The organism is Nonomuraea spiralis (assembly GCF_014648435.1).
GTDB classification, from domain to species: Bacteria; Actinomycetota; Actinomycetes; order Streptosporangiales; family Streptosporangiaceae; genus Nonomuraea; species Nonomuraea spiralis.
Genome location: NZ_BMRC01000007.1, coordinates 26,142 through 50,717, shown reverse-complemented (window position 1 = coordinate 50,717; position 24,576 = coordinate 26,142). Strand labels below are relative to the sequence as shown.

At 73.2% G+C, this 24,576-nt stretch carries 18 protein-coding genes; 3 read left to right on the top strand and 15 right to left on the bottom strand.

Annotation, left to right across the window (positions count from 1 at the left end):
- Positions 1-40: 40 nt before the first annotated feature.
- Positions 41-1,099, top strand: a complete 1,059-nt coding sequence (locus IEZ27_RS18605) for a spore photoproduct lyase family protein (RefSeq protein WP_229824108.1) — start codon at positions 41-43, stop codon at positions 1,097-1,099.
- Here IEZ27_RS18605 and IEZ27_RS18600 read toward each other — a convergent pair.
- A complete protein-coding gene (locus IEZ27_RS18600; RefSeq protein ID WP_189648388.1) occupies positions 1,087-2,265 on the bottom strand; it encodes a pyridoxal phosphate-dependent aminotransferase in 1,179 nt (392 codons plus the stop codon). The genes IEZ27_RS18605 and IEZ27_RS18600 overlap by 13 nt on opposite strands.
- A 107-nt stretch (positions 2,266-2,372) precedes the next feature.
- Between IEZ27_RS18600 and IEZ27_RS18595 the strand changes: the two genes are divergently transcribed.
- Positions 2,373-3,143: a GntR family transcriptional regulator gene (locus tag IEZ27_RS18595; RefSeq protein ID WP_189648387.1), complete on the top strand. Its 771-nt coding sequence runs from the start codon at positions 2,373-2,375 to the stop codon at positions 3,141-3,143.
- Positions 3,144-3,195: 52 nt separating this feature from the next.
- Here the strand turns inward: IEZ27_RS18595 and IEZ27_RS18590 are convergent, their stop codons facing one another.
- The 13 genes from IEZ27_RS18590 to IEZ27_RS18530 all read right to left on the bottom strand — a co-directional run bounded on the left by IEZ27_RS18590 (position 3,196) and on the right by IEZ27_RS18530 (position 23,005).
- Positions 3,196-4,710, bottom strand: coding sequence for a CoA-acylating methylmalonate-semialdehyde dehydrogenase (locus tag IEZ27_RS18590; RefSeq protein WP_308427287.1), 1,515 nt, complete (start codon positions 4,708-4,710; stop codon positions 3,196-3,198).
- 52 nt (positions 4,711-4,762) lie between these two features.
- Entirely contained in the window at positions 4,763-5,542 is a 780-nt protein-coding gene (locus IEZ27_RS18585) for an SDR family NAD(P)-dependent oxidoreductase (protein ID WP_189648386.1), read from the bottom strand.
- A complete protein-coding gene (locus IEZ27_RS18580; RefSeq protein WP_189648385.1) occupies positions 5,539-6,723 on the bottom strand; it encodes a glycine C-acetyltransferase in 1,185 nt (394 codons plus the stop codon). The genes IEZ27_RS18585 and IEZ27_RS18580 overlap by 4 nt, the downstream gene beginning before the upstream one ends.
- Positions 6,720-8,072 (bottom strand): MFS transporter, encoded by a 1,353-nt coding sequence (locus IEZ27_RS18575; RefSeq protein WP_189648384.1) that lies wholly within the window; start codon positions 8,070-8,072, stop codon positions 6,720-6,722. The genes IEZ27_RS18580 and IEZ27_RS18575 overlap by 4 nt, the downstream gene beginning before the upstream one ends.
- A gap of 87 nt (positions 8,073-8,159) precedes the next feature.
- Positions 8,160-9,875: a hydantoinase B/oxoprolinase family protein gene (locus tag IEZ27_RS18570; protein WP_189648383.1), complete on the bottom strand. Its 1,716-nt coding sequence runs from the start codon at positions 9,873-9,875 to the stop codon at positions 8,160-8,162.
- A complete protein-coding gene (locus tag IEZ27_RS18565; protein WP_189648382.1) occupies positions 9,872-11,950 on the bottom strand; it encodes a hydantoinase/oxoprolinase family protein in 2,079 nt (692 codons plus the stop codon). Before IEZ27_RS18565 ends, IEZ27_RS18570 begins: the two co-directional genes overlap by 4 nt.
- Before the next feature lie 206 nt (positions 11,951-12,156).
- Entirely contained in the window at positions 12,157-13,752 is a 1,596-nt protein-coding gene (locus IEZ27_RS18560) for a hypothetical protein (protein ID WP_189648381.1), read from the bottom strand.
- A 204-nt stretch (positions 13,753-13,956) separates the two neighbouring features.
- On the bottom strand, positions 13,957-15,780 hold the full coding sequence (locus tag IEZ27_RS18555) for an ATP-binding cassette domain-containing protein (RefSeq protein WP_189648380.1): 1,824 nt from the start codon (positions 15,778-15,780) through the stop codon (positions 13,957-13,959).
- Positions 15,762-17,609 carry an ABC transporter ATP-binding protein gene (locus IEZ27_RS18550; RefSeq protein WP_189648379.1) on the bottom strand — a complete coding sequence of 616 codons (1,848 nt, stop codon included), beginning with the start codon at positions 17,607-17,609 and terminating at the stop codon, positions 15,762-15,764. The genes IEZ27_RS18555 and IEZ27_RS18550 overlap by 19 nt, the downstream gene beginning before the upstream one ends.
- Positions 17,610-17,765: 156 nt before the next feature.
- Positions 17,766-17,918: an ALQxL family class IV lanthipeptide gene (locus tag IEZ27_RS18545; protein ID WP_189648378.1), complete on the bottom strand. Its 153-nt coding sequence runs from the start codon at positions 17,916-17,918 to the stop codon at positions 17,766-17,768.
- Positions 17,919-18,025: 107 nt separating this feature from the next.
- On the bottom strand, positions 18,026-19,786 hold the full coding sequence (locus IEZ27_RS18540; RefSeq protein WP_189648377.1) for an alpha/beta hydrolase family protein: 1,761 nt from the start codon (positions 19,784-19,786) through the stop codon (positions 18,026-18,028).
- A complete protein-coding gene (lanL, locus tag IEZ27_RS18535; protein ID WP_189648376.1) occupies positions 19,783-22,560 on the bottom strand; it encodes a class IV lanthionine synthetase LanL in 2,778 nt (925 codons plus the stop codon). The genes IEZ27_RS18540 and lanL overlap by 4 nt, the downstream gene beginning before the upstream one ends.
- A gap of 304 nt (positions 22,561-22,864) precedes the next feature.
- Entirely contained in the window at positions 22,865-23,005 is a 141-nt protein-coding gene (locus IEZ27_RS18530) for a hypothetical protein (RefSeq protein ID WP_189648375.1), read from the bottom strand.
- A gap of 332 nt (positions 23,006-23,337) precedes the next feature.
- Between IEZ27_RS18530 and IEZ27_RS18525 the strand changes: the two genes are divergently transcribed.
- Entirely contained in the window at positions 23,338-23,982 is a 645-nt protein-coding gene (locus IEZ27_RS18525; RefSeq protein ID WP_189648374.1) for a response regulator transcription factor, read from the top strand.
- Between the two features lie 267 nt (positions 23,983-24,249).
- On the opposite strand, the gene IEZ27_RS53975 is transcribed toward IEZ27_RS18525, so the two are convergent.
- Positions 24,250-24,546 (bottom strand): cytochrome P450, encoded by a 297-nt coding sequence (locus IEZ27_RS53975; protein ID WP_229824107.1) that lies wholly within the window; start codon positions 24,544-24,546, stop codon positions 24,250-24,252.
- Positions 24,547-24,576 lie beyond the last annotated feature (30 nt).

The following is a 24,576-nucleotide window of genomic DNA, read 5'->3' as shown; positions in this document are numbered from 1 at the left end:
GGAGCGCATAGGGTTGCCCCATGGAACAGCCGGAGCGGCCGTGAGCGCCCTCCTCGACATCCGGCGCGTCTACGTCGAGCCCGAGGCCGCCGCCCTGCCGCGCGGGCGCGAGATCCTCGGTAACTTCCCCGGCGCCGAGATCGTCGAGGTGGAGAGCCACCACCGCATCCCCGAGCTGTACGGGGACGAGGCGAACGTGGCCCGCTGGGTGCGGATCAAGACCGAGGCGCTGGTGCTCGGCGTCAAGAAGTCGCTGACCGCCCGCCCCAACGGCCGCTCGGCCGACTTCATCGCGCCGTCCACGGCCAACGGCTGCGCGATGGCGTGCGCCTACTGCTACGTGCCACGCCGCAAGGGTTACAGCAACCCGATCACGGTGTTCGCCAACATCGACCAGATCACCGGCTACGTACGGCGGCACGCCGGCCGCCAGGGCGCCAAGCCCGAGCCCAACCAGGTCGATCCCCGCCTGTGGGTGTACGACATCGGCGAGAACTCCGACTGCTCGCTCGACGCCACGATCTCCGCCAACGTACGGGACCTGGTGGAGCTCTTCCGCGGCCTGCCGAACGCCAAGGCCAGCTTCGCCACCAAGTACGTCAACCGCGACCTGCTCGGCTGGGACCCGCGGGGGCGTACGCGCGTACGCTTCAGCCTCATGCCCGCCGCCGACTCCAAGCTGCTGGACATCCGCACCTCCCCCGTCGCCGAGCGCATCGACGCGATCAACGACTTCGTCGCCGCCGGTTACGAGGTGCACGTCAACCTGAGCCCGGTGGTCGTCCGGGACGGCTGGCTGGCCGACTGGGCCGAGCTGCTGGACCGGCTCGGTGACACGCTGTCGGCCGAGGCCCGCGCCCAGCTCGCCGCCGAGGTGATCTTCCTCACCCACAACGACCGGCTCCACCAGGTCAACCTGGGCTGGCACCCGAAGGCGGAGGAGGTGCTCTGGCGGCCGGAGCTGCAACAGGCCAAACGGTCGGAGACGGGCGGCTGGAACGTCCGTTACCGCAACGGCCACAAGGGAGGCTACGTCGCCGCCCTCACCGGCCTGCTCGCCGCCCGGCTCCCCTTCTGCCGGATCCGCTACGCCTTCTGATCCCGGCAGGCGCGGGCGAGGCCGTCGATCAGCTCGCCGAGCGTTCGCTCGTCCGCGCCGTACGTGATGCGGACGTGGGTGGCGGGGGCGTGCATGTCGGCCCCGCGTACGGTGGCGATGCCGTTCCGCAGGAGTGCGCGGTCGATGGCGTCCGGGGTGCCGCCGAGGCGGGAGCAGCCGGCGAGCAGGAAGGCGCCGCCGGTGGGCCGTACGGGCGGGGTGAGGCCGCTCGCGGCGATGCCGTCGCACACCAGGTCGCGCTTCGCCTGGTACGCCGACAGCGCCCGGTCGAGCCAGTCGCGCGGCCCGTCGAGCGTGGCCACCGCGGCCCGCTGCGGGACCACGCCGCAGCACACCGCCTCCCACTCGAAGCGCCGGTGGAGCGCGTCGATGACGGGCGGCGGCGCGAGGACGTAGCCGAGCCGCCAGCTCGCGAGCGCGTAGTACTTGCTGAGGCTGGTGACGGTGACCAGGTGCGGCCAGCGGTCGGCGAACGCCTCCACCGGGTGGTAGCGGCGGCCGTCGTAGGCGAAGTGCTGCCACGAGTCGTCGGAGACGACGAGGAGCCCGTGGCGGGCGGCGAGGTCGACCACAGCGGCGAGGGTCGCGGCGTCGGGGAGGTGGCCCGTCGGGTTGTTCGGGTTGCACAGGAGCACGGCCCGGCTGCGGCTCGTGACGGCGGCCTCCAGACCGGCGAGGTCGATCGCCCAGCCGTCGCTCTCGCGGGACGGTACGTGGACGGGCGTCGCGCCCGCCTCGCGGACGGCGCCGTCGAAGAAGTAGGTGGGGGTCGGCACGATCACCTCGTCGCCCGGCGCGAGCACCGTGCGCAGCACGAGGGACAGCCCCTGCATGGCGCCGTGGGTGATCAGCAGGCGGCGTTCGGGGTCGACGCGCAGGCCGTGCTCGCGTTCCAGTTCGGCGGCGATCGCGGCGCGGAGTTCCGGCAGGCCGCGGGTGTCGCGGGGGTCGGGCTGGTCCATCGCCTCGGCGACGGCCCGGCGTACGTGCTCGGGCATGGGGAGGACCGGGGCGCCCACGAGCGGGAGGATCCGTACGCCGTCGCGGGCGCTGCGCTCCGCGCGGGTGCGGGTGCTCATCGCGCCCAGCGCCGGGAAGTCGCTCGCGGCGGGGAGGGCCCAGGAGTTCGAGCTGCGTCGCTGCATGAGGGAAGCATGGCAGATTGAGATATCAACAACAAGAATAAATATCTCTTATCGCTCATTCTTTGGCGAGCTGCTGTATCAACGCTGCGAATTGGTATCCTGACGCGATGTCCGATATCCATAGCGTGGTCAGCGGAACGCCGCACATCCCCGCGTTGTTGTTGGTCGGCAGGGACGAGAGCGGCCTCGACCGTACGAGTCAGGCCTATCGGGCGATCAGGCGCCAGATCATCGACCTGACGCTCCCGCCCGGCAGCAGCTTCACCGAGACGTCGCTCGCGGAGCAGTGGCGCATCAGCAAGACGCCGGTGCGCGAGGCGCTCGCGCGGCTCCGGCGCGACGGGCTCGTGACCGCGCTCCCGCGTGCCGGCTACGTCGTCAGCCCGATCACGCTCCAGGACACCGACGCCCTGTGCGCCCTGCGTACGCTGCTGTCCGGCGAGGCCGCCGCCGCCGCGGCGCGCCTCGGCGTCACCGCGCCCGCGCTCGAACGGCTCGAAGCCCTGTCCCAGGTGCCCGTCGCGCTCGCGGCGGGCGAGGTGGAACAGGAGGAGTCGCTCCAGGCCGGCATCGAGTTCGAGGGCATCATCGCCAACTTCAGCGGCAACCCCCGCCTCGGCAAGGCGATCGTCGACGTGCTCGACGAGCTGGAACGGGTGTTGCGGATGGCCGCGTTGATCGATCCCGGCATCGCGAGCCCGCCCGGCGAGCTGGGGGCCGTCTTCGAGGGGCTGCGCGCGCGCGACGCGGACGCGGCCCAGGACGCGATGCGCACGCGGTGCGAGCGCGTACGCCGCGACCTGCTCCAGGTGCTGGCGAAGAGCACGTCCGTGAGCCGGGCGCACATCGAACTGCCCATCTCGCTCCCGCCCGCCTAGCCGGCGACGGCTGAGCGGCCCCCGGCACGAGACCGTCCGGGGGCCCGGCCGGTCAGACCGCCGTCGGGAAGGAGAGGTCGCCGCGGTCGCGCGCGCCGTCCTCCGTCTCCTCCGGCCACCGGGTGGTGACGGCCTTCGCGCGCGTGTAGAACGCGACGCCCTCGGGACCGTGCATGTGGTGGGCGCCGAACAACGACTCCTTCCAGCCCCCGAACGAGTGGAACGCCATGGGCACCGGGACCGGCACGTTCACGCCGATCATCCCGACCTGCACGGAACGCTGGAACAGGCGGGCCGCGTGGCCGCCGGAGGTGAAGATCGCCGTCCCGTTGGCCAGGTTGTTGCCGTTGATGAGGTCGATCGCCTCCGCGAGCGAGCCGACGCGCACGACGACGAGCACGGGGCCGAAGATCTCGTCGCGGTAGACGTCCATCTCGGGTGTGACGTGGTCGAGCAGCGTCGGGCCGACGAAGAAGCCGTCGCCGTCGATGTCGAGCTCGCGCCCGTCGACCACGAGGGCCGCGCCCGACGCGACGCCGGAGGCGATGTAGCCCCTGATCCGGTCGAGCGCCTCGGGCGAGACGACCGGGCCCATCTCGGACCCGGCGTCCAGACCCGGCCCGACCTTGATCGCCTGCGCCTTCTCGCGCATGAGCTCGACCAGCGGCCCGGCCACGTCGCCGACCGCGACGGCGACCGAGATCGCCATGCAGCGCTGGCCGGACGAGCCGTACCCGGCCGCGATCAGGTGGTCGGCGGCGTGGTCGAGGTCGGCGTCGGGCAGTACGACGGCGTGGTTCTTGGCGCCGCCCAGCGCCTGCACGCGCTTGCCGGCGACGCTCGCGCGCTCGTGGACGTACCGCGCGATCGGCGTCGAGCCGACGAACGACACCGCGGCGACGTCCGGGTGGTCGAGGATCGCGTCCACCGCGACCTTGTCGCCGTGGACGACGTTGAAGACGCCGTCGGGCAGCCCGGCCTCGGCGTAGAGCTCGGCGACGAGGTTGGACGCCGACGGGTCGCGTTCGGAGGGCTTGAGGACGAACGTGTTGCCGGTCGCGATCGCGATCGGGTGCATCCACATCGGGACCATCGCCGGGAAGTTGAACGGCGTGATCCCGGCGCACACGCCGAGCGGCTGCCGGAACGTGAAGAGGTCGACGTCGGTCGAGACCTGGTCGGAGTACTCGCCCTTGAGCAGATGCGGGATCCCGCAGGCGAAGTCGATCACCTCAAGACCGCGGACGAGCTCGCCCCTGGCGTCGTCCAGGACCTTGCCGTGCTCGGCGGAGACCAGCCGGGCGAGGTCGTCCAGGTGCTTCTCGACCAGGTTGCGGAAGGCGAACATCAACCGCGACCGCCGTATGACGGAGGTGTCGGCCCAGCCCGGCAGGGCGGCACGCGCCGCCCGTACCGCGGCGTCGACGTCGGCGGGCTCGGCCAGCAGCACGTCGGCCTGGTGCTCGCCGGTCGCCGGGTTCCACACCGGGGCGGTACGGGCCGACTGGCCGGCGGTGTCGCGGCCGTCGATCCGGTGCCGGATCGTCCTGACTGTCCCTGTGCTCACAGAAGGTTCACCTTTTCGTGGGGTTACTGGTTGTGTGTCCGGCGGTGCCGCGTCAGACGATCAGGTCGCCGCCGTTGATGTCGATGGCCGCGCCGGTGATGTACGCCGCGCGGTCCGAGGCGAGGAACGCGACGAGCTCGGCGACCTCCCACGGCTGCCCGACGCGGGGCACCGGGAAGGACCGGGTGGCGCGTTCGAGCGCCTCGCCGGGCAGCAGGGCGCGGGCCATGGGCGTGTCGATGAGCCCCGGGCAGACGGCGTTCACCGTGATCCCGTCGGCTCCGCAGTCCTTCGCCAGGTGGCGGGTGAGCCCGAGGACGCCGTGCTTCGCCGTCGTGTAGTGGGCGCCGCCGGCGGTGCTGACGGTCTTGCCGGCGGTGGAGGAGAAGTTCACGATGCGGCCCCAGCCGCCGCCGCGCATCGCGGGAAGCGCCTGCCGGCAGCAGAGGAACGTGCCGAGCAGGTTGACCGCGAGCACGCGGTCCCACTCGGCCTGGGTGATGGACTCGAACGCGGTCGGCGGCGCGATGCCCGCGGCGTTGACCAGGATGTCGAGCCGCGAGTGGGCCGCCAGCAGCGTGGCGAACGCCCGTTCGACCTGGTCGCCGTCCGCGACGTCCACCGCGACCGCCCGGACGCGGCCCTCCGCCTCCGGCAGGCCGGGACCGGGGGCGGCCGGGTCGAACACCACGACGGTCGCGCCGCGGCGAGCCAGCGCGTGGGCCGTCGCCAGGCCCATGCCGCGGGCCCCGCCGGTGACGACCGCGACCCGGCCCTCCAACTCGTGGGCGTCGGCGCTGGTGGGCGCCCGCAGCCCCTCGGCGGCGTTCATGAGCCCGCCAGGACGGCACGCGCCCGGCCGAAGGCGGCCGCCGTGCGTTCGAGCTGGCCGGCCGTGTGCGCGGCGGAGACCTGCACCCGGATGCGCTCCTCGCCGGCCGGGACGACCGGATGGGCGAGCGCGAAGACGAGCACGCCCTCGCGGCGGAGCGCCGCCGCGACGTCGGCGGCCAGCGTGCCGCCGCGCAACATCACGGGGATGATCGGATGTTCTCCGGGCGGCACCTCGTAGCCGAGGTCGCGCAGCGTACCTCGGAGCCAGGCGGTGTTGGCGGCCAGGCGTTCCCGCAGCTCGGGACGTTCCCGTGCGATGCGGATCGCCGTCAGCGCGGCGACGGCCAGCGCGGGCGCCAGGGCGTTGGTGAAGATGTAGGGCCGCGAGACCTGGCGCAGCGTGTCCACGACCGCGCGGGCGCCGGCGACGAAGCCCCCTCCCCCGCCGCCCAGCGCCTTGCCGAGCGTCCCCGTCAGCACGTCGACGCGGCCTTCCAGGCCGAAGTGCTCGGCGGTGCCCGCGCCGGTCGCGCCCAGGACGCCGGTGGCGTGGGAGTCGTCGACCATGAGCACCGCGTCGTGGCGTTCGGCCAGCTCGCAGAGCCGGGGCAGCGCGGCGACGTCGCCGTCCATGCTGAAGACGCCGTCGGTGACGATGAGCCGGTGGCGGGCGTGCGCGTTCTCGGCGAGGTGGCGTTCGAGCTCGTCGAGGTCGGCGTGGGCGAAGACGCGCCGCCGGGCCCGCGTCAGGCGGATGCCGTCGATCAGGCTGGCGTGGTTGAGCGCGTCGCTGAGTACGACGTCCTCCGGGCCGAGCAGGGCGTCGAAGACACCGAGGTTCGCGTCGAAGCACGAGGTGTGCAGGACGGCGTCCTCGGCTCCGACCAGCTCGGCGATGCGTGCCTCCAGCTCGCCGTGGACCGCCCGCGTGCCGCAGAGCACCCGACCGGCGGCCACCCCGAGGCCCAGGTCGCGCAGCGCCCGCCGCGCCGCGTCGAGGACCTCCGGATCGCCGGCGAGGCCGAGGTAGTCGTTGGAGGCGAGGTTCACCAGGGTCCGGCCGCTCACGTCGAGCGTCGGCCCCTGGGCGCCCGAGACCACGAGGTCGCCGCGCGGCCCGGTGGTCGTCCGGCGTTCGTCGAGCTCCGTCCGGAGCCGGTCCAGCAGGGCGGTGTTCACGCTGTTCCTCCGTGCCGGTCGGCGGTGGGCAGGCTTCCGTCCAGCCCTTCCATCCGGCGTCCCGCGGTGAGCAGGACGACCAGTCCGGCGGCCATGATGATCGCGATGGCCAGCAGCGCGTAGGTGAAACTCCCGGTCGCGGCGGCGATGCTCCCGGTGAAGTACGGACCGACGAACCCGCTGACGTTGCTGACGGAGTTGATCAGGGCGATGCCGGAGGCGGCGGCCGCCTCGGTCAGGCCGATCGCCGGGATGCGCCAGAACTGCGGCATCGCGGTGATGATCCCGGCGACGCTCAGGCAGACCGCGAGCACGAACAGCGTGCCGCTGCTGGTGACGGTCGCCAGGAGCAGACCGGCCGCGCCGAGGGCCATCGGCACGGCCGTGGCCATGACCGCCGTCCGGCGCGCGGCGAAGCGGGCCCAGCCGAGCAGCGCGACCGCGGCCACCACGTACGGGATCGCGGACAGCAGCACACTGCTGACGTCGGCGGCGTCACCGACGCTGTTCGTGATGGACCTGATCATCGTGGGCAGGAAGAACTGCAGCGGGTAGAGCCCGAACGCGATCGCGAACCACGTCACGGCCATCGCCCACACCCGGCCGCTGGTCAGCGCCTGGCGAAGCCCGGTCAGGGCCCCGTGGGCACGCTGTTCGGCGGCCTCGGCGGCGAGGATGTTCTCGATGGCGGCCTTCTCCTCGTCGTCGAGCCAGCGCGCGTCCGCCGGGCGGTTGGGCAGGAAGACGAAGATCAGGACGCTGACGACGACCGTCAGCACGCCCTCGACGAGGAACAGCGCCCGCCAGCCCGCGATGCCGAACAGGTCCTGGCCCCACCCCAGCAGCGCGGCGGCCAGCGGAGAGCCGATGATCGAGGACAGCGGGATCATCACGATGAACGCCGACAACGCCCAGGAACGCTGGCGGCGCGGGAACCAGAACGTCAGGTAGAGCAGGATCCCGGCGGCCAGACCGGCTTCGGCGAACCCGAGCAGGAGCCGGGCGGCGAACAGGGTGGCAGGGGAGTTCACGGCGGCGGTCGCCGCCGTGACCAGCCCCCACGTGATCATGATCCGGGCGATCCACTTCCGGGCGCCGAACCGGCTCAGCATCATGTTGCTCGGCACTTCGAACAGGACGTAGCCGATGAAGAACAGTCCGGCGGCCAGGCCGATCTGGCTGCTGCCGAGGTGCAGGTCACGCGACATGGGGGCGGCGATGTAGCCGACGTTGGCGCGGTCGATGTAGCTCGCCACGTAGGCGAGGCCGACCAGCGGCATGATCCGGATGCCGACCTTGCGCCAGGTGCGTGGGGTGACGGTGTCGTGGGTGGCGAGGTTCGAACTCATGGGGGGTTCCAATCGGTCAGGGGGGGTGGGATCGTCGCGCGGTGCCCGAGCTCGACCAGGTGCCGGGCGCGCGTTCTTCGTCCGGCCTTAGTGCGCCTGGGCGCGGAGCCCGGTAGTGGCGGCCGTGTCGATCAGGCCGTCCGGGGTGATCGCGACGCCGTAGTCCCGTTCGGCTCCCTCGTGGGTGACCTTGCCGTCGAGGACGTCTTCGAGCACCCGTTCAGGGGCGCGTTCGAAGGGGTCGCCGTGCCCGCCGCCGCCGGCGGTCACGTGCCGGTGGCGGGTTCCGGCGGTCATCACGAAGTGCGGTTTGGACTCCAGCACGCGCTCGCCGGGCCCGCCGGGGTCGAGCACGTTGAGCGAGGGCGTCCCCTCCGCGCCGCCGGCCAGCCCGTACGGCAGGAACGTGCGCCGGTCGGACCTGATCTGCACCTGCGCCTCGGGCGCCAGGAGCGTCATGTCCCGGAAGGTCGCCAGGCCGCCGCGCCAGCGGCCCGCTCCCCCGCTGTCGGGCAGGTAGCCGTAGCCGTCGATGCGGATGTGGCCGGAGCGTTCCAGCTCCTCGACCGGCGTGTTGGTCAGGTTCGCGCCCAGGGAGCTGATCCCGTCCACGCCGTCGCGGTCGGGACGGGCTCCCCACGCTCCGGCCAGAGGGTCCCACAACACCATGGATTCGCCGTCCGGCCCGACGAGGCCGATCGCGATGCCGTCGGGTCCGCCCTCCCCGGCGGCCGGCACCCGGGCGGGGAACACCGGGGCGAGCGCCCCGAGCACCGCGTCGATGATCCGGAAGCCGACGAGCCCGCGAGCGCCGCGCGCGGCGGGGCGCCGCCCGCTGAGGATGGAGGCTTCCGGGATGACGAAGCTGAGCGGCCGGTAGAAGCCGCTGTTGGCCGGGATGTCGGAGGCGAGGACCCCCTGCAGTGCGGCGTAGGCGGCCGAGCGGGTGAACGAGGCCGTCGCGTTGAGCGCGGAGCCGACCTGCGGCGAGGAGCCGGTGAAGTCGAGCTCGATCCCCGATCCGGACAGCGTGACCTTGACGCGGATCGGGATCGGCCCGGACCCGAGGCCGTCGTCGTCGATGTGGTCGAGGAACTCGTAGGTGCCGGGGACGGCCTCGGCGAGCGCGGCGCGCAGCAGGGTCTCGGCGTAGTCGAGCAGCTCGTCGATGAGGGTGGCGAGTCGTTCGACGCCGTGCCGCGCCGCGAGGGCGCGCAGGCCCTCGGCGCCGGTGTGGCAGGCCGCGAGCTGGGATTCCAGGTCGCCGCGCAGCAGCTCGGGTTCGCGCACGTTGCGCAGGATCAGCCGCAGGAACGTCTCGTTCAGGGTGCCGGCCTCGACCAGGCGGGACGGCGGGATCTGCACCCCTTCGGCGAAGATGCTCGTCGACTGCACGGCCATCGAACCGGCCGCCCAGCCGCCGACGTCGGTGTGGTTGACGACCGTGACCGCGAACCCCAGGAGGTCCTCGCCGGCGAACACCGGGGCGACGGCGAAGATGTCGGGCAGGTGCATGCCGCCCAGGGACGGGTCGTTGAGCAGGTAGACGTCTCCCGGCCGGACCTGGTCGCCGAACTCGTCGAGGATCGCCTCCATCGCGTCCGGGATGGACCCCAGGTGCACCGGCAGGGTGTTGGCCTGGGCGATCACCCGTCCCCGGGCGTCGCACAGGGCGGCGGAGAAGTCCATGCTGGACGCGACGAGCTGCGAGTGGGCCGTACGCAGGATCGTGATCGCCATCTCGTCGGCGATCCCGGTGACGGCGTTGCGGAAGACCTCGAAGGTCACGGCGTCGCGGATCATGAGGCGCTCCAGGTGATGACGATGTTGTTGAGCCGGTCGCGGTGCACCCGGGCGCCGGGCGGGACGAGGGTGGTGGCGTCCATGTCCTCGATGACCATCGGGCCCTCGACGGGCTCGGGGCCGAGGTCGGACCGTCCGACGACGGGCGTGGGCACGGTCTCGGCGAACCGGCACTCGCGGGTGGCGGGCTCGGCGCCGGCGGCGAGGGGGAGGCTCAGCACGTCCGCGATGGACACGGGGGTGGGCAGCCGGCCGCGTACCCGGAGGTTGACCAGTTCGACCAGCTCGTCCATGCCGGCCCGGCCGTAGGTGCGCTGGTGCTCGGCGTGGAAGCGGGCCCGCGTCTCGGCGAGCAGGTCCTCGGTGAGGTCGCCGTCGGGCACCCGGATCCGCAGTTCGAAACGCTGGCCGCGGTAGCGCATGTCCAGGAGCCGGTCCACGACGGCGTCCGCGCCCAGGTCGTCGCGTACCTTGTCGGACAGCCGCGCGAACTCGGCGGCGAGCGCGCCCACGTCGGCGAAGCCCGGCCGGTACGGGGTGAGCTCCTGGCGTTCGGTGTCGGCCACGAGCAGGCCCAGGCTGCTGAACAGGCCCGGGTACACGGGCACGATCACGGTGGAGATGCCCAGCTCGCGGGCCAGCGCGGCGGCGTAGAGCGGGCCCGCGCCGCCGAAGGCGACCATGGTGGCCTCCCGCGGGTCGCGGCCGCGTTCGCTGGTCACCGCCTTGACCGCGGTCGTCATGCTCGACACCGCCACCTGGTACGCGCCGCGCGCGGTGCCCGCCACGTCGTCGCCGAGCCGTTCGGCCACCGGCGACAACGCCTTCACGGCCAGCTGCGGGTGGATCGCCACGCGGCCGCCGGCCAGCGCGTCCGGGCTGAGGTAGCCGAGCGTCACGTTGGCGTCGGTCAGGGTCGGCAGCTCGCCGCCCTGGCCGTAGCAGGCCGGGCCGGGGCGCGAGCCCGCGCTGACGGGTCCCACGTGGAGCGCGCCCGCCGCGTCGACGGAGATGATGCTGCCGCCGCCCGAGCCGACCTCGGCGATGTCGATCGACGGCGCCCGCACCGGGTACCCGGCGCCGGAGCTGAGGCCGCGGGCGCCGTTCATGCCGCCGCCGACCTCGTAGTCGGCCGAGACGAACGGTTCGCCGTGCTCGATCAGGGACGCCTTCGCCGTCGTCCCTCCCATGTCGAACGCGACCACCGTGGACAGGCCGATCAGCTGGGCGAGCTTCTGCACGGCGGTGACGCCGGCCGCGGGACCGGATTCGATGATCTGCACCGGCCGCTGCCCGACGGAGGCCGCGTCGAGCAGCCCTCCGCTGGACTGCATGACCAGCAGGGGCGCGCTCACCCTCTCGGCTCGCAGCCCCGCTTCCAGGCGGGTGAGGTAGCCGTGCACGGTGGGGCCGACGTAGGCGTTGACCGTCGCGGTGCTCATGCGCTCGAACTCGTGCGGCTGCGGGGAGACGTCCACCGACGCCGTGACGTACACGCCGGGCAGTTCGGCGCGCAGCAGCTCGGCGACCCGTCGTTCCTCGTCGGGGCGGACGTAGGAGTTGAGCAGGCAGACGGCCACCGCTTCGATCCCGTCCGCGCGCAGCCGCGCGGCCAGCGTGCGGATCTCCTCCTCGCCGGCCGGCGGGGCGAGGCGTCCGTCGGCCGTGATCCGCTGGCCGAGTTCGTACCGGTGCCGCCGCCGGGCCAGGGGTTCGGGCTTGGACCAGGACAGGTCGTACAGCACCGGCCGGCGCAGGCGCCCGATCTCCAGTACGTCGCGGAAGCCGCGGGTCGTGACCACGGCTGTGCGGACGCCGTTCATCGACAGGATCGCGTTGGTGGCCACGGTCGTGCCGTGCAGCATCGCGACCACGGCCTCCGGCCGGGCGCCGGCCAGGGCGAGCACGCCGGTGGTCGCCGCCACCACGCCGGCACCGTAGTCGGGCGGGGTGGACAGGACCTTCATCGGGACGACCTCTCCGCCCGGCCCCAGCGCGATGACGTCGGTGAACGTGCCGCCGATGTCGGCGCCGACTCGCCAGCCGGCCGGTCGAGGGTCGTGACTGGGGGGCACTGGATCTCCTTCGTTCAACGAGCGACTGGGATCACAGTACGAGCGAGTTAAGATATCAGCAATGCCCCGCTGTAATTTTTATCGAGTCAGGTGATGTGACTACCCTTCGTTGAGCAGGCCGGGATCCACCTCGGGCACGCCGAAACGCGGCGCCGCACGCCTATGCCGGCCGGGCCAGGCCGGGCCGGGGTCGCGGTCCGCCGCCGTCACGTCCGGTCGCGGTCCGCCTTCTGCTGGAACTGCTCGAATTCCTGCTGGATGTCCGTCGTCGCGATGTCCTGTGTCCGGATCTTCGTGATCAGCAGGCTGATCGCGGCGACGTCGTACTTGAGAGCGGGATGAGCCTGCAAGTTCCGCAGCCGCTCCACGTACCGCTCGCGCACCGCTGTGTCCTCGTCGTCCCTCTTCGTGTCGACGATGTACTTCCTGGCGCCCTCGATCAGGGAGAAGATCGTCGTGGTGTTCTTGCTCGTCGCGGCCTCCTCCAGCCGCTCGAAGGTCGGATACCGCTCGTGGAGCTTGGCCTGCTTGAGTTCGTTCACCGCGACCTGGACCTCGGCCTGCGCCTCCGTCAACCACAGGTTCCGTATGTCGCCGCCGGCGAGCCAGGCATGACGTTCCATCGGCTGGCTCTTGTAGGTCTCGTGGGGCACCTGTTTCTGGACGTACCCGTAGCCGTCGTTCAGAGCGAACAGGGATGCTTGCAGGTAATCCGGGTCATCGGGCTGGATGCTCCCGTCCGCCAGCTTCGTGGCGAGCCAGTTCTGGTAGTTGTGCGTGTTCTCGTGGATGACCGTGTCGAGCGCCTCGTCGAGGTCGTCCCACTTCCTCTGCCACTCGCTGTTGATCTTTATTTCGTTCTCTATGCGGTCGAACATGCCGCACGACTTCACGCCCGGCTCGTTCGTGTTGCTGAGGGTGATCTTCGGTATCCGGTCGCCCATGCCGTATTCGTCGGCGTGGATCTTCAGGGCCTTTTCGAGCAGGACCACCCGGTCCTTGTTCTCCAGACTGATCCAGCGGCGGATGTCCGGGCCCAGGGCGTCACGGATCCGGTTCTCGACCCTGCGCCGGATGGCGGCGTCCCGCTGCGCGAAGTCCGGATCCAGCTCGATGTGCGGATAGAGGGCGGCGAGGGCCGTGTAGTAGTCGTTGTCGTCGGCGGTCGCCGCGGCGGCGACGATGTCGCGGACCAGGTCGCGCTTGGCTTCGAGGGGGAGCGCCTGCAGCTCTTCCGGCTTGCCGGCGAGGACGCGTTTGATGGCCTCTTTCCCCTTCAGCGCGCCTTGTTCGGCGAGGTCTTTCAGCAGCGCCGGGTAGTCCTTGTCGATGTCCATCGTGACGAACCTGGTCAGCCCGTCGAGGACGGTATGCCGCTGCAACGGGTGTGTGTACATCAGCTCCGCGGCCTCGTTCAGCGGGGTTCGCAGCCGGGTCCACTCGTTGTCGATCAGGAAGGCGCCCAAGAAGTCGTCCTCGGTGGCGCGCGACGCGCGATCATCCTTCTCGATCAGACGGAGGTCGATCTTGGGATCCCGTTTCGCCAGCGCCTCGACGAGGCGGGCGGCCAGCGCGACCCTCTTCGGCCTGCTCTCGCTGTCCGCCTCGACGGGCGGTGAAGGGGAGACCTCGCTGAGGGTGATGCTGGTCCGCTGCTTCGTCTTGGTGATGATCGGCGCGTCCGGGTCGATCTCGATCAGCCCGCTCAGCAGGTTCGCGATCTCGGCGTCCATGCTGTCGGACTCGGATTGGCTGCCCCGCCTGGAGGACTTGCGGGAGCCGCTTCTGGATCTGTTCTTCATCGCGCCGCCGCTCCTCGCACCAGAATCCGGATGTGCTGGGCCAGGCCGCCGTCGAGGCGACGGCACTCACCGCAAGGAGCGTAATCGTGTGCTCGCGGCCGCGCCATGTCCGAAAGTGGTCGCTCCCCCACAGTCGGTGAACCCTCAGGAAGCCGGCCGATCGACGGCACGTGGCTCGTGGGCCCCGGCCGTGGTGGCCCTTCCTCAGGTGGAGCCCTCGGGCTGCCAGCGGCCGACCATGTCGGCGTACAGGGGCGAGCTGACCATCAGGTCGTCGTGGGAGCCGGTGAGCACCGCGGTGCCGTCCATCAACACGATCCGCCGCGCTCTGCGCGCGGAGCTGATCCGGTGCGCGATCACGACGAGCGTGCCGGGCCGGGCGGCGAAGGCCAGCTCCGCCCGCGCCTCGGCGGCCGGGTCCAGGTGGCAGGTCGCCTCGTCGAGGACGACCAGCCGGGCCGGGGCGGCGTACGTCCTGGCCAGGGCGACGAGCTGCTTCTCGCCGGCCGACAGCGCGGACGGTTCGGCGATCACGGCGTCCAGGCCGCCGAGCCGTTCGAGCAGCGGCCCGCCCCCGACCCGCTCCGCCGCCTCCCGCAGCCGCTCGTCCCGGGCGTCGTCCCGGGCGTCGTCCTCGGCGTCGTTCTTGGCGTCGTCCGGAACGAGGTAGGCGAGGTTCTCGCGGACCGTCCCGCTGAACACGTACGCCTCCTGGGGGACGAGCGCCATCATGGTCCGCGCCTCCCGTTCGGCGATCGAGGCCAGCGGGACGCCGCCGAGCCGGATCTCGCCGCCGGTGGGCCGCCGGAGCCCGGTGAGCAGCATGGACAACGTGGACTTGCCGATGCCGCTGGGGCCCACCAGGGTCAGGTGCTCGCCTTCCCGGATCGTCAGGTCGAGGTCGCGTACGACGGGTGTCGCCTGCGGCGCGTAGGCGAAGCTCAGCTGTTCGGCCCGTAGTTCGTGGCCGCTCGGGGAGAGATGCCCGCCGGGCGGGACCGGGACGTCGGGGACGGTGACGGTCTCGGCGATCCGGCGCGCGGTGACGGCGAGCGCCACGCCCCAGCCGCCCACCGTGCCGACCAGCGCCCGCATGGCGGGATCCAGCCCGGTGGCCAGATAGGTGACGGCTCCGACGACCTCCCCGGCGCTGAGCCGGCCGTCCTGGATCAGCGGCCGGGCGACGATCAGCAGGCCGAGCAGCGGAACGTGCGCGCCGAGGGCGACGACCAGACGCCGGCCGAGCGCCGCCCGCGCGAGCGCCCTGGCAGCCGCCGCCTGGGCGGTGACCGCCGGCTCCACGTCCGCGTACGCCTGGCTTCCCGCCCCGCAGGCGGCGATGTCGCGCAGCCCGGTGAGGATCGGGGTGGCCCGGGCGGTGAGCGCCTCGTCGGCGAGGATCAGCTCGCGCTGCCGGGCCATGAGCACCGGGAGCAGCCTGGCGAACACGGCCAGCGCCACCAGCACGGGCCCGGCGGTCATGGCCGCGACGAGCGGCGAGAGCGCCAGCAGTCCGCCGAGCGCGGCGATCAGGGCGATGCCCAGCGCGCGGCTGCTGCGCAGCAGCGCGGACACGAGGTTGCGCAGCGTGTCCACTTGCTCCGTGAGCCGGGTGGCGGCGGCCGCGTCGGGAGGTTCGGCCGTACGGGCGGCGCGGGTGACGGCGGCGGTGACCACGGCGCGTACGAGGTCGTCGCGCAGCGGCTCCACGACGGCGGCCAGATGCGGGAACATCAGCCGGGTGGCCACGGCCTTGCCCAGCATCGCGAGTCCGAGGAGGGCGAGCCAGGCCAGCCCCGTGCCCGCGCTCCCGGTCAGGAAGCCCTGATCGATGGCCTGGGCGATGAGCAGCCCGGACAACCATGCCGGACCGGCTTCGACCAGGGACCAGGCCGTCGCCATGACGAGCGGACGCCTGCGGCGGCGCAGCAGGGTGAGCAGGAGCCCGCGTCCGCTCGCGGTGGACGGGTCCGGCGAGGGACGGCCGCGGGCCGCACGCCGATGGCGGGTCAGGGACGGGCCGGCCATGGGTCCTCCTTCCCCGCCACACCACCGCTGATCGCCTCGGGGGCGGGGGGCTCGGGGGCAGGGGGCTCGGGGGTAGGGCTGAAGAGGGTGCGGTAGTCGGGGTGACGCCAGAGGTCCTGGTGGGTGCCCTGGGCGCGGATCCGGCCGCTGTCGAGCCAGACGACCAGGTCGGCGCGGGCGGCGGTGGTGGCGCGATGGGCGACGACGAGCCGGGTGGAGCCGCGCATGCCCGCCACCAGCGTGCGGGTCACCTGCGCCTCGGTCACGGTGTCGAGGCTGGAGGTGGCGTCGTCCAGGACGGTCAGGCGGGGGCGCCGTACCAGCGCGCGGGCCAGGCCCAGGCGTTGGAGCTCGCCGCCGGACAGCGGCGCGGCGTCGGCGGGGGTCTCGTAGCCGTGCGGAAGGCGGAGGACGACCTCGTCGACGTACGCGGCGCGGGCGGCCCGCCGGACGGCCTCGCGGTCGAGCCCCGGGTCGCCGTAGCCGATGGCCGAGGCGAGGTCGCCGCCGAGGAGGACGGGCCGTTCGAAGGCGTAGGCGACCGCGTCCCGCAGCGCGTCCGGGTGTACGTCGGCCAGGTCGTGCCCGTCGAGCAGCACCGTTCCCCGGTCGGGGTCCGTCAGCCGCCCGGCCAGCAGGGCCAGCGTGGTCTTGCCCGCCCCGGACCGGCCGACGACGGCGGTCAGCGCCCCGGCGGGGATCTCCAGGTCGATGCCGTCCAGCAGGACGGCGTCCGCACGGATGACGGTGACGCCGCGGAACGACAGCGCCCCGGGACCGGCCGGCAACGGGCGGGTGCCGGGCGCCGGGGACGGCAGCGCCAGCACCTCCGCCACCCGCCGTGCCGCCGAACGGGCGTTGGCCAGGCCCGTCAGCCCGTCAATCTGGCCGAGGAGCCCCAGGCCGAGGGCGGTGTAGCCGGCCACGGACAGCAGTTGTCCCGGCTCCAGCCGGCCGTCCAGGAGGCCGAGCCCCGCCACGGCGAGGACCAGCACCTCCACCAGCGGCAGCAGCAGGGCGAGCTGCCACACGCCGCGCGCCTGGGCCCGCCACAGCCCGTGCCCGGCGCCGGACAGGTCGGCCAGCGGCGCGAGGACCCGGGTGATCTCGCGCTCGGCGGTCCCCGACGCCCGGATCGTACGGATGCCCGCCAGAGCCTCGGTGAGCCGTGCGGCGAGCCGGCCCTGGGCCTCCTGGTAGCGGCCGTACAGCCCGGACAGGCGGGTCACGAACACCCGCGTGATGATCGCCGCGACGGGCACGGCGGCCAGGAACGCGACGCCCGTCCACCAGTCGGTCACCAGCAGCGCGACGATCCCGCCCGCCGAGGTGAGGAGACCCGTCGCCAGGGACAGCAGCGTCAGCGGGACGGAGGCGACGGTGGCGGTGTTGTTCACCAGGCGGTTCGTCAGCTCGCCGACGGGGTGGGCCCGGGCGCCGGAGGCCCCGAGCGTGAGGACGTGCGTGACGTACCGCAGGCGCAGGGCCGACGTGGCGGACGCGGCGGTGGCCGCACCGGCCAGGGCCAGCACGAGGTCCGCGCACACCGTGACCGCAAGGAGGGACGCCAGGAGCCAGGCGGCCCGCCCGCCCTCACCGGCGAGCACGCCGTCCACGGCCGCGGCGAGCACGGCGGGCGTGGCCAGCGCGGCGGCCGAGCACACGACGGCGGACAGCGCCGTAACCGCCAACGGCCCCCACGCTCCCCGCGCGGCGAACCACAGAACCCCGTCGGCGGACCGCAGAACGCCGTCGGTGGACCTCGGAACCCCGTCGGCGTGGCGGTAAGTCGCCTGATCCCGCGGCGCGCCCGCTACCTGCTCCGACATCGTCTCCCTTCCGGACATCCCGCTTCGTGATCGGTGGGCCGGCTCACCCACAGGCCGTGAGCGCGCCGATGTGCGGTGAGGCCCGGGGCGGGCGCCCCGGGCCTCACTCAAGGTGTCATCCGGTTCTCACCGGGAACGCGGAGGCGTCCGGACGGCTCAGTACCAGCCACCGGTCGTGGTGACGGTCTGGGTGTTCATGGTGGAACCGCCGCAGTTGACGCTCACGTCGAAGCAGGTCATGTCGCAGTACATGAGCCCGGCCTCCTCGGTGGTCGGCAGCATGTCCAGGGCGGAGACGTTCAGCTCCATGGCATTCCTTCCTCTGGGGGTTGAGCGGGCGACCGCCTTGCGCGGCGCCCCTTTCACGGCCGGTGCCGGATGCCCGTACCGGCCGAGCTGGTGAGCTCCGCGCCCGGTCAGGCGCGGAGGAAGGCGACGACGCGGTCCAGGACGGCGGCGTCGCGGACGCCGTGCTGGAGGTCGTGGCCGCCGCCGGGGACCTCCATGTAGGTCAGTTCGGCGTCCATCGGCCCTCGGGCCAGGCGCAGTCGCGCGTACAGCCGTCGGGAGTGCGCGACGGGGATGATCGGGTCGTCGTCGCCGTGCACGATGAGCAGCGGCGATCGCAGGCGCCCGGCCAACCTCAGCAGGTCGCGCGGGCCGAGGTCGTCGTCGATGTCGGTGTGCCCGCCGAGCCGGTCCAGCAGGGCGCGTACCGGGGGCGGGCCGTCGCGGTACAGCGCCCGTCCGGACAGGAAGGGCGCGACGACCGCGGCGCGGGACCACAGGTCCGCCCGCGCGGCGCAGGCCAGCAGGGCGAGGTAGGCGCCGTAGCTGGCGCCGTACAACATCGGCCGCGGTGCGCCTGGCCTGCGGGCGGCGGCCAGGGCGCGGCCCAGGGCGAGGAGGTCGGCGAGGTCGGGGCCGCCCCAGGCGTCGCGGATGGCGTCGCGGTGGGCGTCCCCGTAGCCGGTGCTGCCGCGCTGGTTGGGCGCGACGACGGCGACGCCCGCCCTGGAGAGGCGCTGGAAGAGCGGATCGTGGGCGAACCGCCAGGCGGACTCGGGGCCGCCGTGCAGCGCGACCGCCACCTGACGGCTGGTCGCGGGGTCGCCGTACACGATCGCCTCGATCGGTCCCGCCGCGCCCGGATAGGTCAGTACGCGAGCCGGAGCACCGTCTTCGCCCGTGGGGCGGGACACGGAGCAACCGGCGATGTCGACCAGGCCGGGCGGGCGGTCGGGCGTGCTGTGGACGAGATGCAGGCCGCCGGCGCCCCAGCGGGCGACCGGGAAGATCGTCCCGGCGGGCAGGCCGACCTCGGCGCCGGCGTCCTCCGCCAGGTCGTGCAGGACGAGGTGGGAGCGGGTACGGCGGTTCACCGCGAGGGCCAGCCGCCGTCCCGAGGGGTTCAGCGCCAGCGGCGTCACCTCGCCTTCGAAGGCGTTCAGCCGCTCGGGGTGACGGGTGGGGCCGTCGTCGTCGCGGTCGCGTACGCCCAGCCGGTACGCGCCCTCGCGGAGCACGGCCGTCAGCAGCACGCCCGCGCGGGGCGCCGCCAGCAACACGTACTCGTCGTCCGCCGGGCCGGCCAGCGGGGTGAGGGAGCCGTCCGACGTGTCCAGGACCACAGTGACCGGTCCCGTCCCGGCCCTGGTCAGGGCGAGCCGGCGGCCGGTCTCGTCGAGCCAGGTCCCGCCCCTGACCGGGCAGGGCAGCGTGGCGATCCGCTCAGGCCGCTCCGGCCCGCCGGACAACCGCCACACCGCCGTACGCCCGTCAGGGCCGGTGGCCAGCGCCAGGGCGGCGATCCCCGGGGCCGCGCCCGCCACGACCCTGACCACACCGCCGTGGAAGACGGCCAGCTCGTGCTCCTCGGCGTCCTCGTCCTCGCGTGGCGGCGCGGTGACCAGGGTCAGGCGGTGCGCGCCGGCCCCGAAGCGGCACAGCAGCACGTCGCCGCCGTCCGTGGGTGTCGGCACGCTCGTCAGGGTCTCGCCGGCGCGGGTGCGCAGGACCCGCGGCCGGGCGCCGGCGAGGTCCCAGGTCTCCGGTACGAGGTGGCCGCGGCCGCGCCGGGCCAGGCAGGCGGCAAACCGGCCGTGCCCGGAGAAGCGGAAGTTGATACGGGTGACGTCCGGCAGGCGGTCCGCCGTGGTGGTGATGCTCGGGCTCATCGGACGTACCGCCCGGAAGTGCCGTCCGCCGTCCAGGGGCGCGGGCCGCCGTGACGGAGGCGGTGCAGGAAACTCAGGACGCCCGCCAGCCCGGTGTTCCAGCCGACGCCGATCGCCGTCCCGCCTTCGTCCGGCGTCACCAGCGACCCGGCGCGGACGACGGCACGGCTCCACAGGACCGCGGCCAGCTCCTCCGCCTGTGTCCGGTAGCCGGGTTCGTCCAGGAGATCGGCCAGGTCGAGCAGGTAATGACCGTCACCGGCCAGGCCGTGGCAGGCTGAGGTGCCCGAGACCAGGCGGCGTTCGTACACGGCGGCGGCGGCGCCCTCGGCGGCCTGCCGGAAACGCGGGTCGCCAGTGACCGCGTGCAGGCGGACGAGGAACGTCCCGATCCCCGACGATCCGCTGCACCAGTGCGGGAGCCTGCCGCCGCCGCCGGGTGACTCCGGCCACCAGGCCGTCCCGTCGCGGTGTTCGGCCGCGGCCAGCAGCGTCTCCCCCGCCGCCACGGCGATCTCCAGGCAGTCCGTACGATCCAGCGCGGCACCGGCGGCCAGCAGGAACGTCGCGATCCCCGCGACCCCGTGGGCGAAGCCGTAGTGCACGACGCCGGCCAGCGTGGAGTCGAAGTCGGCGGGAACGGGCCACAACACCTCGCCGTCGGTGTGCCGGGCCGCCTTGAGCAGGGCGTCGGCGCACTCGCCCGCGCGGTCGCCGAACCGGGCCTCGCCCGTCTCCCGCCAGAAGTGCAGCAGGGCCGTCCCGGTTCCGGCGAGGCCGTGGCACACGTCCGGGTTGGGCCAGGTGACCGGCAGGGTGAGCGCCATCTCGACGGCGGCGGCCCGTACCGGCTCGTCGCCGAGCAGGCGTCCCGCCTCGAACAGGCCCCAGGCGATCCCGGCCCGGCCGAAGTACAGGCCCGGGGAGGGCCGGTGCTCGCCTTCCAGGCGGCGGATCGTCCAGGCCGCGGCCTCCCGCAGGACCGTGACGGCGTCGGCCCGCGCCTCCGGGGTGAGCGCCTGGCCGGGGTCCGTCCGCGACATCGACGCGAGCAGGTGGAGCACCCCCGCCGAGCCGTACTGGACGGCGCACGGATCGGCCGTCGCGCCGAATCCGGGGGCGGGCCACAGGGCACCCGTGGGGTCGGCGGCGGCGAGCGCGTCCGGCGACATGGCGTGCCGGAGGTAGGCGAGGCCGTCCTGGAGGAGGCGGTCCTGTTCGGCCGTGCCCAGACGGCTCGCGCCGGGCGCCACGGACGGCACGCCCCGGGTGGACAGCTCGTCCAGGAAGTCCGCCGCCCGGCGCAGGTCCCAGCGTTCCCCGGGGTCCTCGGCCATCAGGCCGAGCAGCAGCGGGGTCATCGCGGTCATCGTCGGATCACCGGCGGCGGCGACGCCGGCCAGCGTGGACAGCCGCGCGTCGCGCGACCGCCCGCCGGAGGGCTCGTCGTCCAGCAACATCGGCGTGGACGCGGTGGCCAGGTGGTACAGCGTCGCGCCCAGCGCGTACAGGTCGGCGGCATGGCCGGGCGCGGGCGCGTGCACGGCCGCGGCACGCTGCTCGGGGGCCGCGTACCCCGGGGTGAAGCTCCGCTGTACGGGTTCACCGGGTACGGCGGCCAGCTCCAGGTCGATCAGCCGGCAGTCGAGCCCGGGAGTGATCATGACATTGTTCGGCGTCAGGTCGCGCAGCACGTACCCCTGGCCGTGCACGGTGGAGACCAGGGCCAGCAGGCTTCTGGACAGGCGCAGGACGGTCTCCGGCCACGCCGCGCCGCGACCGGCGCGGCGGTGCTCGCCGGCCCAGGTGCTCAGCGCGGTCCCGGGCAGCAGTTCCTGGGCCAGGAACAGGTTGTCGTCCTGCTCGAAGAGGGCCACCTTGCGCGCCGTGACGCCCAGCGGGGCGAACAGGTCGAGCATGTGCGCCTCATGGCGCAGCAGGTCACGCATGTCGCGCCCGTCGATCGAGGCGCCGAGGTGGGGGCGGGCCTGCTTGACGACCACCTCTCCCCCCTCGCGCCGGTCCTCGGCCAGGAACACCCCGCCCTTCGCGCTGTGCCGGATCGCCTTGCGCACCACGAACCGGCCGGCCAGCAGCACCTGCTCCGGGCGGCCCGCCTTCGGCGGCTCCGGCTCGAACGGGCACACCGCCCACGCCGGCGGCGAGTACCACGGGTCGCGCCGGTCGATCTCCTTCGTGCCGTCGGGCGCGGTCAGCCGGGACTCGTAGGTGCCGTCGTGGCCGAGTTCGCTCGGGGCGGAGAACACCCCGTACCGGTAGTGCACGAGACTTCCCGCCCGGTACGCGCGATCGGACAGGATCGGCGGCCCGCTCAGCGCGTACGTGGCCGCGTCCAGCTCCGCGGCGATCGCCACGGCGGCCCGGTCGTCCGGCGGGTACACGGTGACGAACTTGCCGACCGAGCCGCGCGGCGTCTCCCGGGACAGGAGCCTGGCCACCTCCTGGAGGTCGGAGGCGAACTTGAACGCGCACCCGTGGCGGCCCAGCACGTCGACGACCCGGGCCAGCACCAAGGGTGCCGAGAGCGGCGTGGCCGAGACGTGCAGCTTCCAGCCCTGCGACCGCCCGGCGGAGTCCACCGGCGTCACGTACGTCCACGGGGTGCCGGTGCGGATCTCCCAGCCGCCGACCGTCGCCGGCTGCCCCGTCGCCGGTTGTCCGGTCACCGGCTGCCCGGTCGCCCGCGCCAGCGCCGCCCTGGCGACGTCCTGGAGCAGGGGACGATCCCCCTCGCGGCGCTCACCGTTGTCCATGGACTCACTTCCGTCCTCACATCCGTGCCCGAAAGATGACCGGTCCCGGCGTCGCCTGCGACGTCCGGGCACTCGGCCTGCGACGACGGTACGGCGGCGACTTGTGGCCGACATGTGGCCGAACTCCGCCGCTTGAAGTCCTGGGGTGCGCCGGGTGATCGGTGCCGCAACCCGGCCACAAGGTTCCGCACGCCACCTCCGAACGGCGACGCTCGCCCGGCTCGTCCGGGACCGTATGACGCCCCGAACGAGTCAAGCCCGCGCGCCGGGGGCGGACACGCGGGCCGGTTGACTTCAGAGCAGGTCAGAGCAGGTCAGTCACATCACCCAGACCTTCCACGACCGTCCTGCCGCAGCCGGTGAACCCGCAGGACATCATGCAGCCGGAGAGCTGGGCTTCCTCGAGGGCGGGAAGCATGTCGAGGGCGGAGATATCGAGTTCCATGCGGCCGACTGTTCACCACCGGCCTTGTGACTCACCTGTGGCCGCCTGCCCACCCGGCGAGGACGCCGTAGTGCGTTCACAAGCCGGCCACAAGCCACCCGTGACGCCCCCGCTATTCAGCCGTCGGCCGGGAAGAAACTCCGGGACGGCCGCGAACCAACCGTCGTGCTGCGGCATCCAACAAGATCACAGCCTGGGAAGGGGACCCACGTGATCATCTGCCGGGACCGGCGCCTCCGCAGCGGCGACCACACCGCCGCGAGCAGGCCCACAGCAGGGCGTCCGCCCACGGCCCGGAACGCGCGCGCCACCGTGAGCGCGCCCCGGGCACGATGACCCGCAGGCGCGCCCCGCGCTCCCCACAGCAGATCGACGTGACCCGCCTGCCCGACGACGTCGTGGCGATCGTCGACGCCCTTGAGCCCGGCGAGAACGTGATCCTCACCCGGGACGGCGCCTCGATCGCGACGATCTCCAGCACCGTCGCCGTGGTCCAAGGCGCCGTCGTCGATCGCGCCGCGCCGGACGAGACCGACGACCAGCCACCGGTCGACTACGAGAGCGTGACGGTCGTGGCCACCGCGATGGAGTTGTCGGCCGCGGCCCGGGTCGCCCTCTCGACACAGCTCGGGGCGGACTACGTCGTGCTCGACCTGCACGCGGCGCCCGTGACGGCCGATGTGCTGCTGGTGCCCGCGGGCAGCCCGCAGCTGATCGCGGGTCTCCGGTCGATGTTCCCGAAGGCCCGCGTCGTCGTCACCGAGATCGAGGACCCCGAGCTCGGTGTCCGGTACGACGGCCCGATCCGGCGCCTGCTGGACGCCGGCGCCGACGCGTACCTGCCTCCGGCGACCCTCCCGATCCTGGCCAGGCAGCTCGACCACACCCTGAACCAGGGACGCGAGCTCACCGGCGGCGGCACGGCGGCACCCCTGCAGATCGCACCGGCCGCCGCTCCGGACGATCCGGACGACTGACCATCTGAAGGCCGGTCACCTCCGGCGGTTGCCCGGGCGCGGCGGGTCTGCCGAGTTGTGCCCGTACCGGGCCCTGGAAACCGGCGGGGACGCGGAACGTGAGGTGGCAACCCGCCTGGCCGATCCGGCAGCCTTCAGGCCGCCGCGGAAGTCGCCGGACGGCCGCCGTCACCGGCGCGAGCACCAGCAGCCGTACGCCCGCCGTCTGGGCGGGCGCCGCTCAGGCTGCCAGACGATGCGGGCGACCGGGCGAGGGCTCTGCGCACCTCACCCCGTTCGGGGTCGTAACAGGCGCGGGTCCGGAGTCGCACGGGTGCGTACCGGCAGGGCGGTCAGGCCGTGCATGAGCATTCCCTCCCGCCAGGCGAGCCGGTCCGCCGGCACGGCCAGTTCGAGCACGGGGAAACGTTCGAGCAGTTGCCGGAAGGCGATCTCGCCCTCGACGCGGGCCGGCGGGGCGCCCAGGCAGTAGTGGATGCCGTGACCGAAGGCCACGTGCTGGGCGGGTTTGCGGGTGATGTCGAAACGGTCCGGGTCGTCATAGGCCGCTTGCCCATAGGCCACGGCTCGGGTGCGCCGGACTTGCTCGATGGT

Bases quoted from the DNA above. Each gene is read 5' to 3' on its own strand.
- IEZ27_RS18600 (WP_189648388.1), bottom strand. From the start codon at position 2,265: ATGCAGCGACGCAGCTCGAACTCCTGGGCCCTCCCCGCCGCGAGCGAC.
- IEZ27_RS18595 (WP_189648387.1), top strand. From the start codon at position 2,373: ATGTCCGATATCCATAGCGTGGTCAGCGGAACGCCGCACATCCCCGCG.
- IEZ27_RS18585 (WP_189648386.1), bottom strand. From the start codon at position 5,542: ATGAACGCCGCCGAGGGGCTGCGGGCGCCCACCAGCGCCGACGCCCAC.
- IEZ27_RS18575 (WP_189648384.1), bottom strand. From the start codon at position 8,072: ATGAGTTCGAACCTCGCCACCCACGACACCGTCACCCCACGCACCTGG.
- IEZ27_RS18570 (WP_189648383.1), bottom strand. From the start codon at position 9,875: ATGATCCGCGACGCCGTGACCTTCGAGGTCTTCCGCAACGCCGTCACC.
- IEZ27_RS18560 (WP_189648381.1), bottom strand. From the start codon at position 13,752: ATGAAGAACAGATCCAGAAGCGGCTCCCGCAAGTCCTCCAGGCGGGGC.
- IEZ27_RS18555 (WP_189648380.1), bottom strand. From the start codon at position 15,780: ATGGCCGGCCCGTCCCTGACCCGCCATCGGCGTGCGGCCCGCGGCCGT.
- IEZ27_RS18550 (WP_189648379.1), bottom strand. From the start codon at position 17,609: ATGTCGGAGCAGGTAGCGGGCGCGCCGCGGGATCAGGCGACTTACCGC.
- IEZ27_RS18545 (WP_189648378.1), bottom strand. From the start codon at position 17,918: ATGGAGCTGAACGTCTCCGCCCTGGACATGCTGCCGACCACCGAGGAG.
- IEZ27_RS18540 (WP_189648377.1), bottom strand. From the start codon at position 19,786: ATGAGCCCGAGCATCACCACCACGGCGGACCGCCTGCCGGACGTCACC.
- lanL (WP_189648376.1), bottom strand. From the start codon at position 22,560: ATGGACAACGGTGAGCGCCGCGAGGGGGATCGTCCCCTGCTCCAGGAC.
- IEZ27_RS18530 (WP_189648375.1), bottom strand. From the start codon at position 23,005: ATGGAACTCGATATCTCCGCCCTCGACATGCTTCCCGCCCTCGAGGAA.
- IEZ27_RS18525 (WP_189648374.1), top strand. From the start codon at position 23,338: ATGACCCGCAGGCGCGCCCCGCGCTCCCCACAGCAGATCGACGTGACC.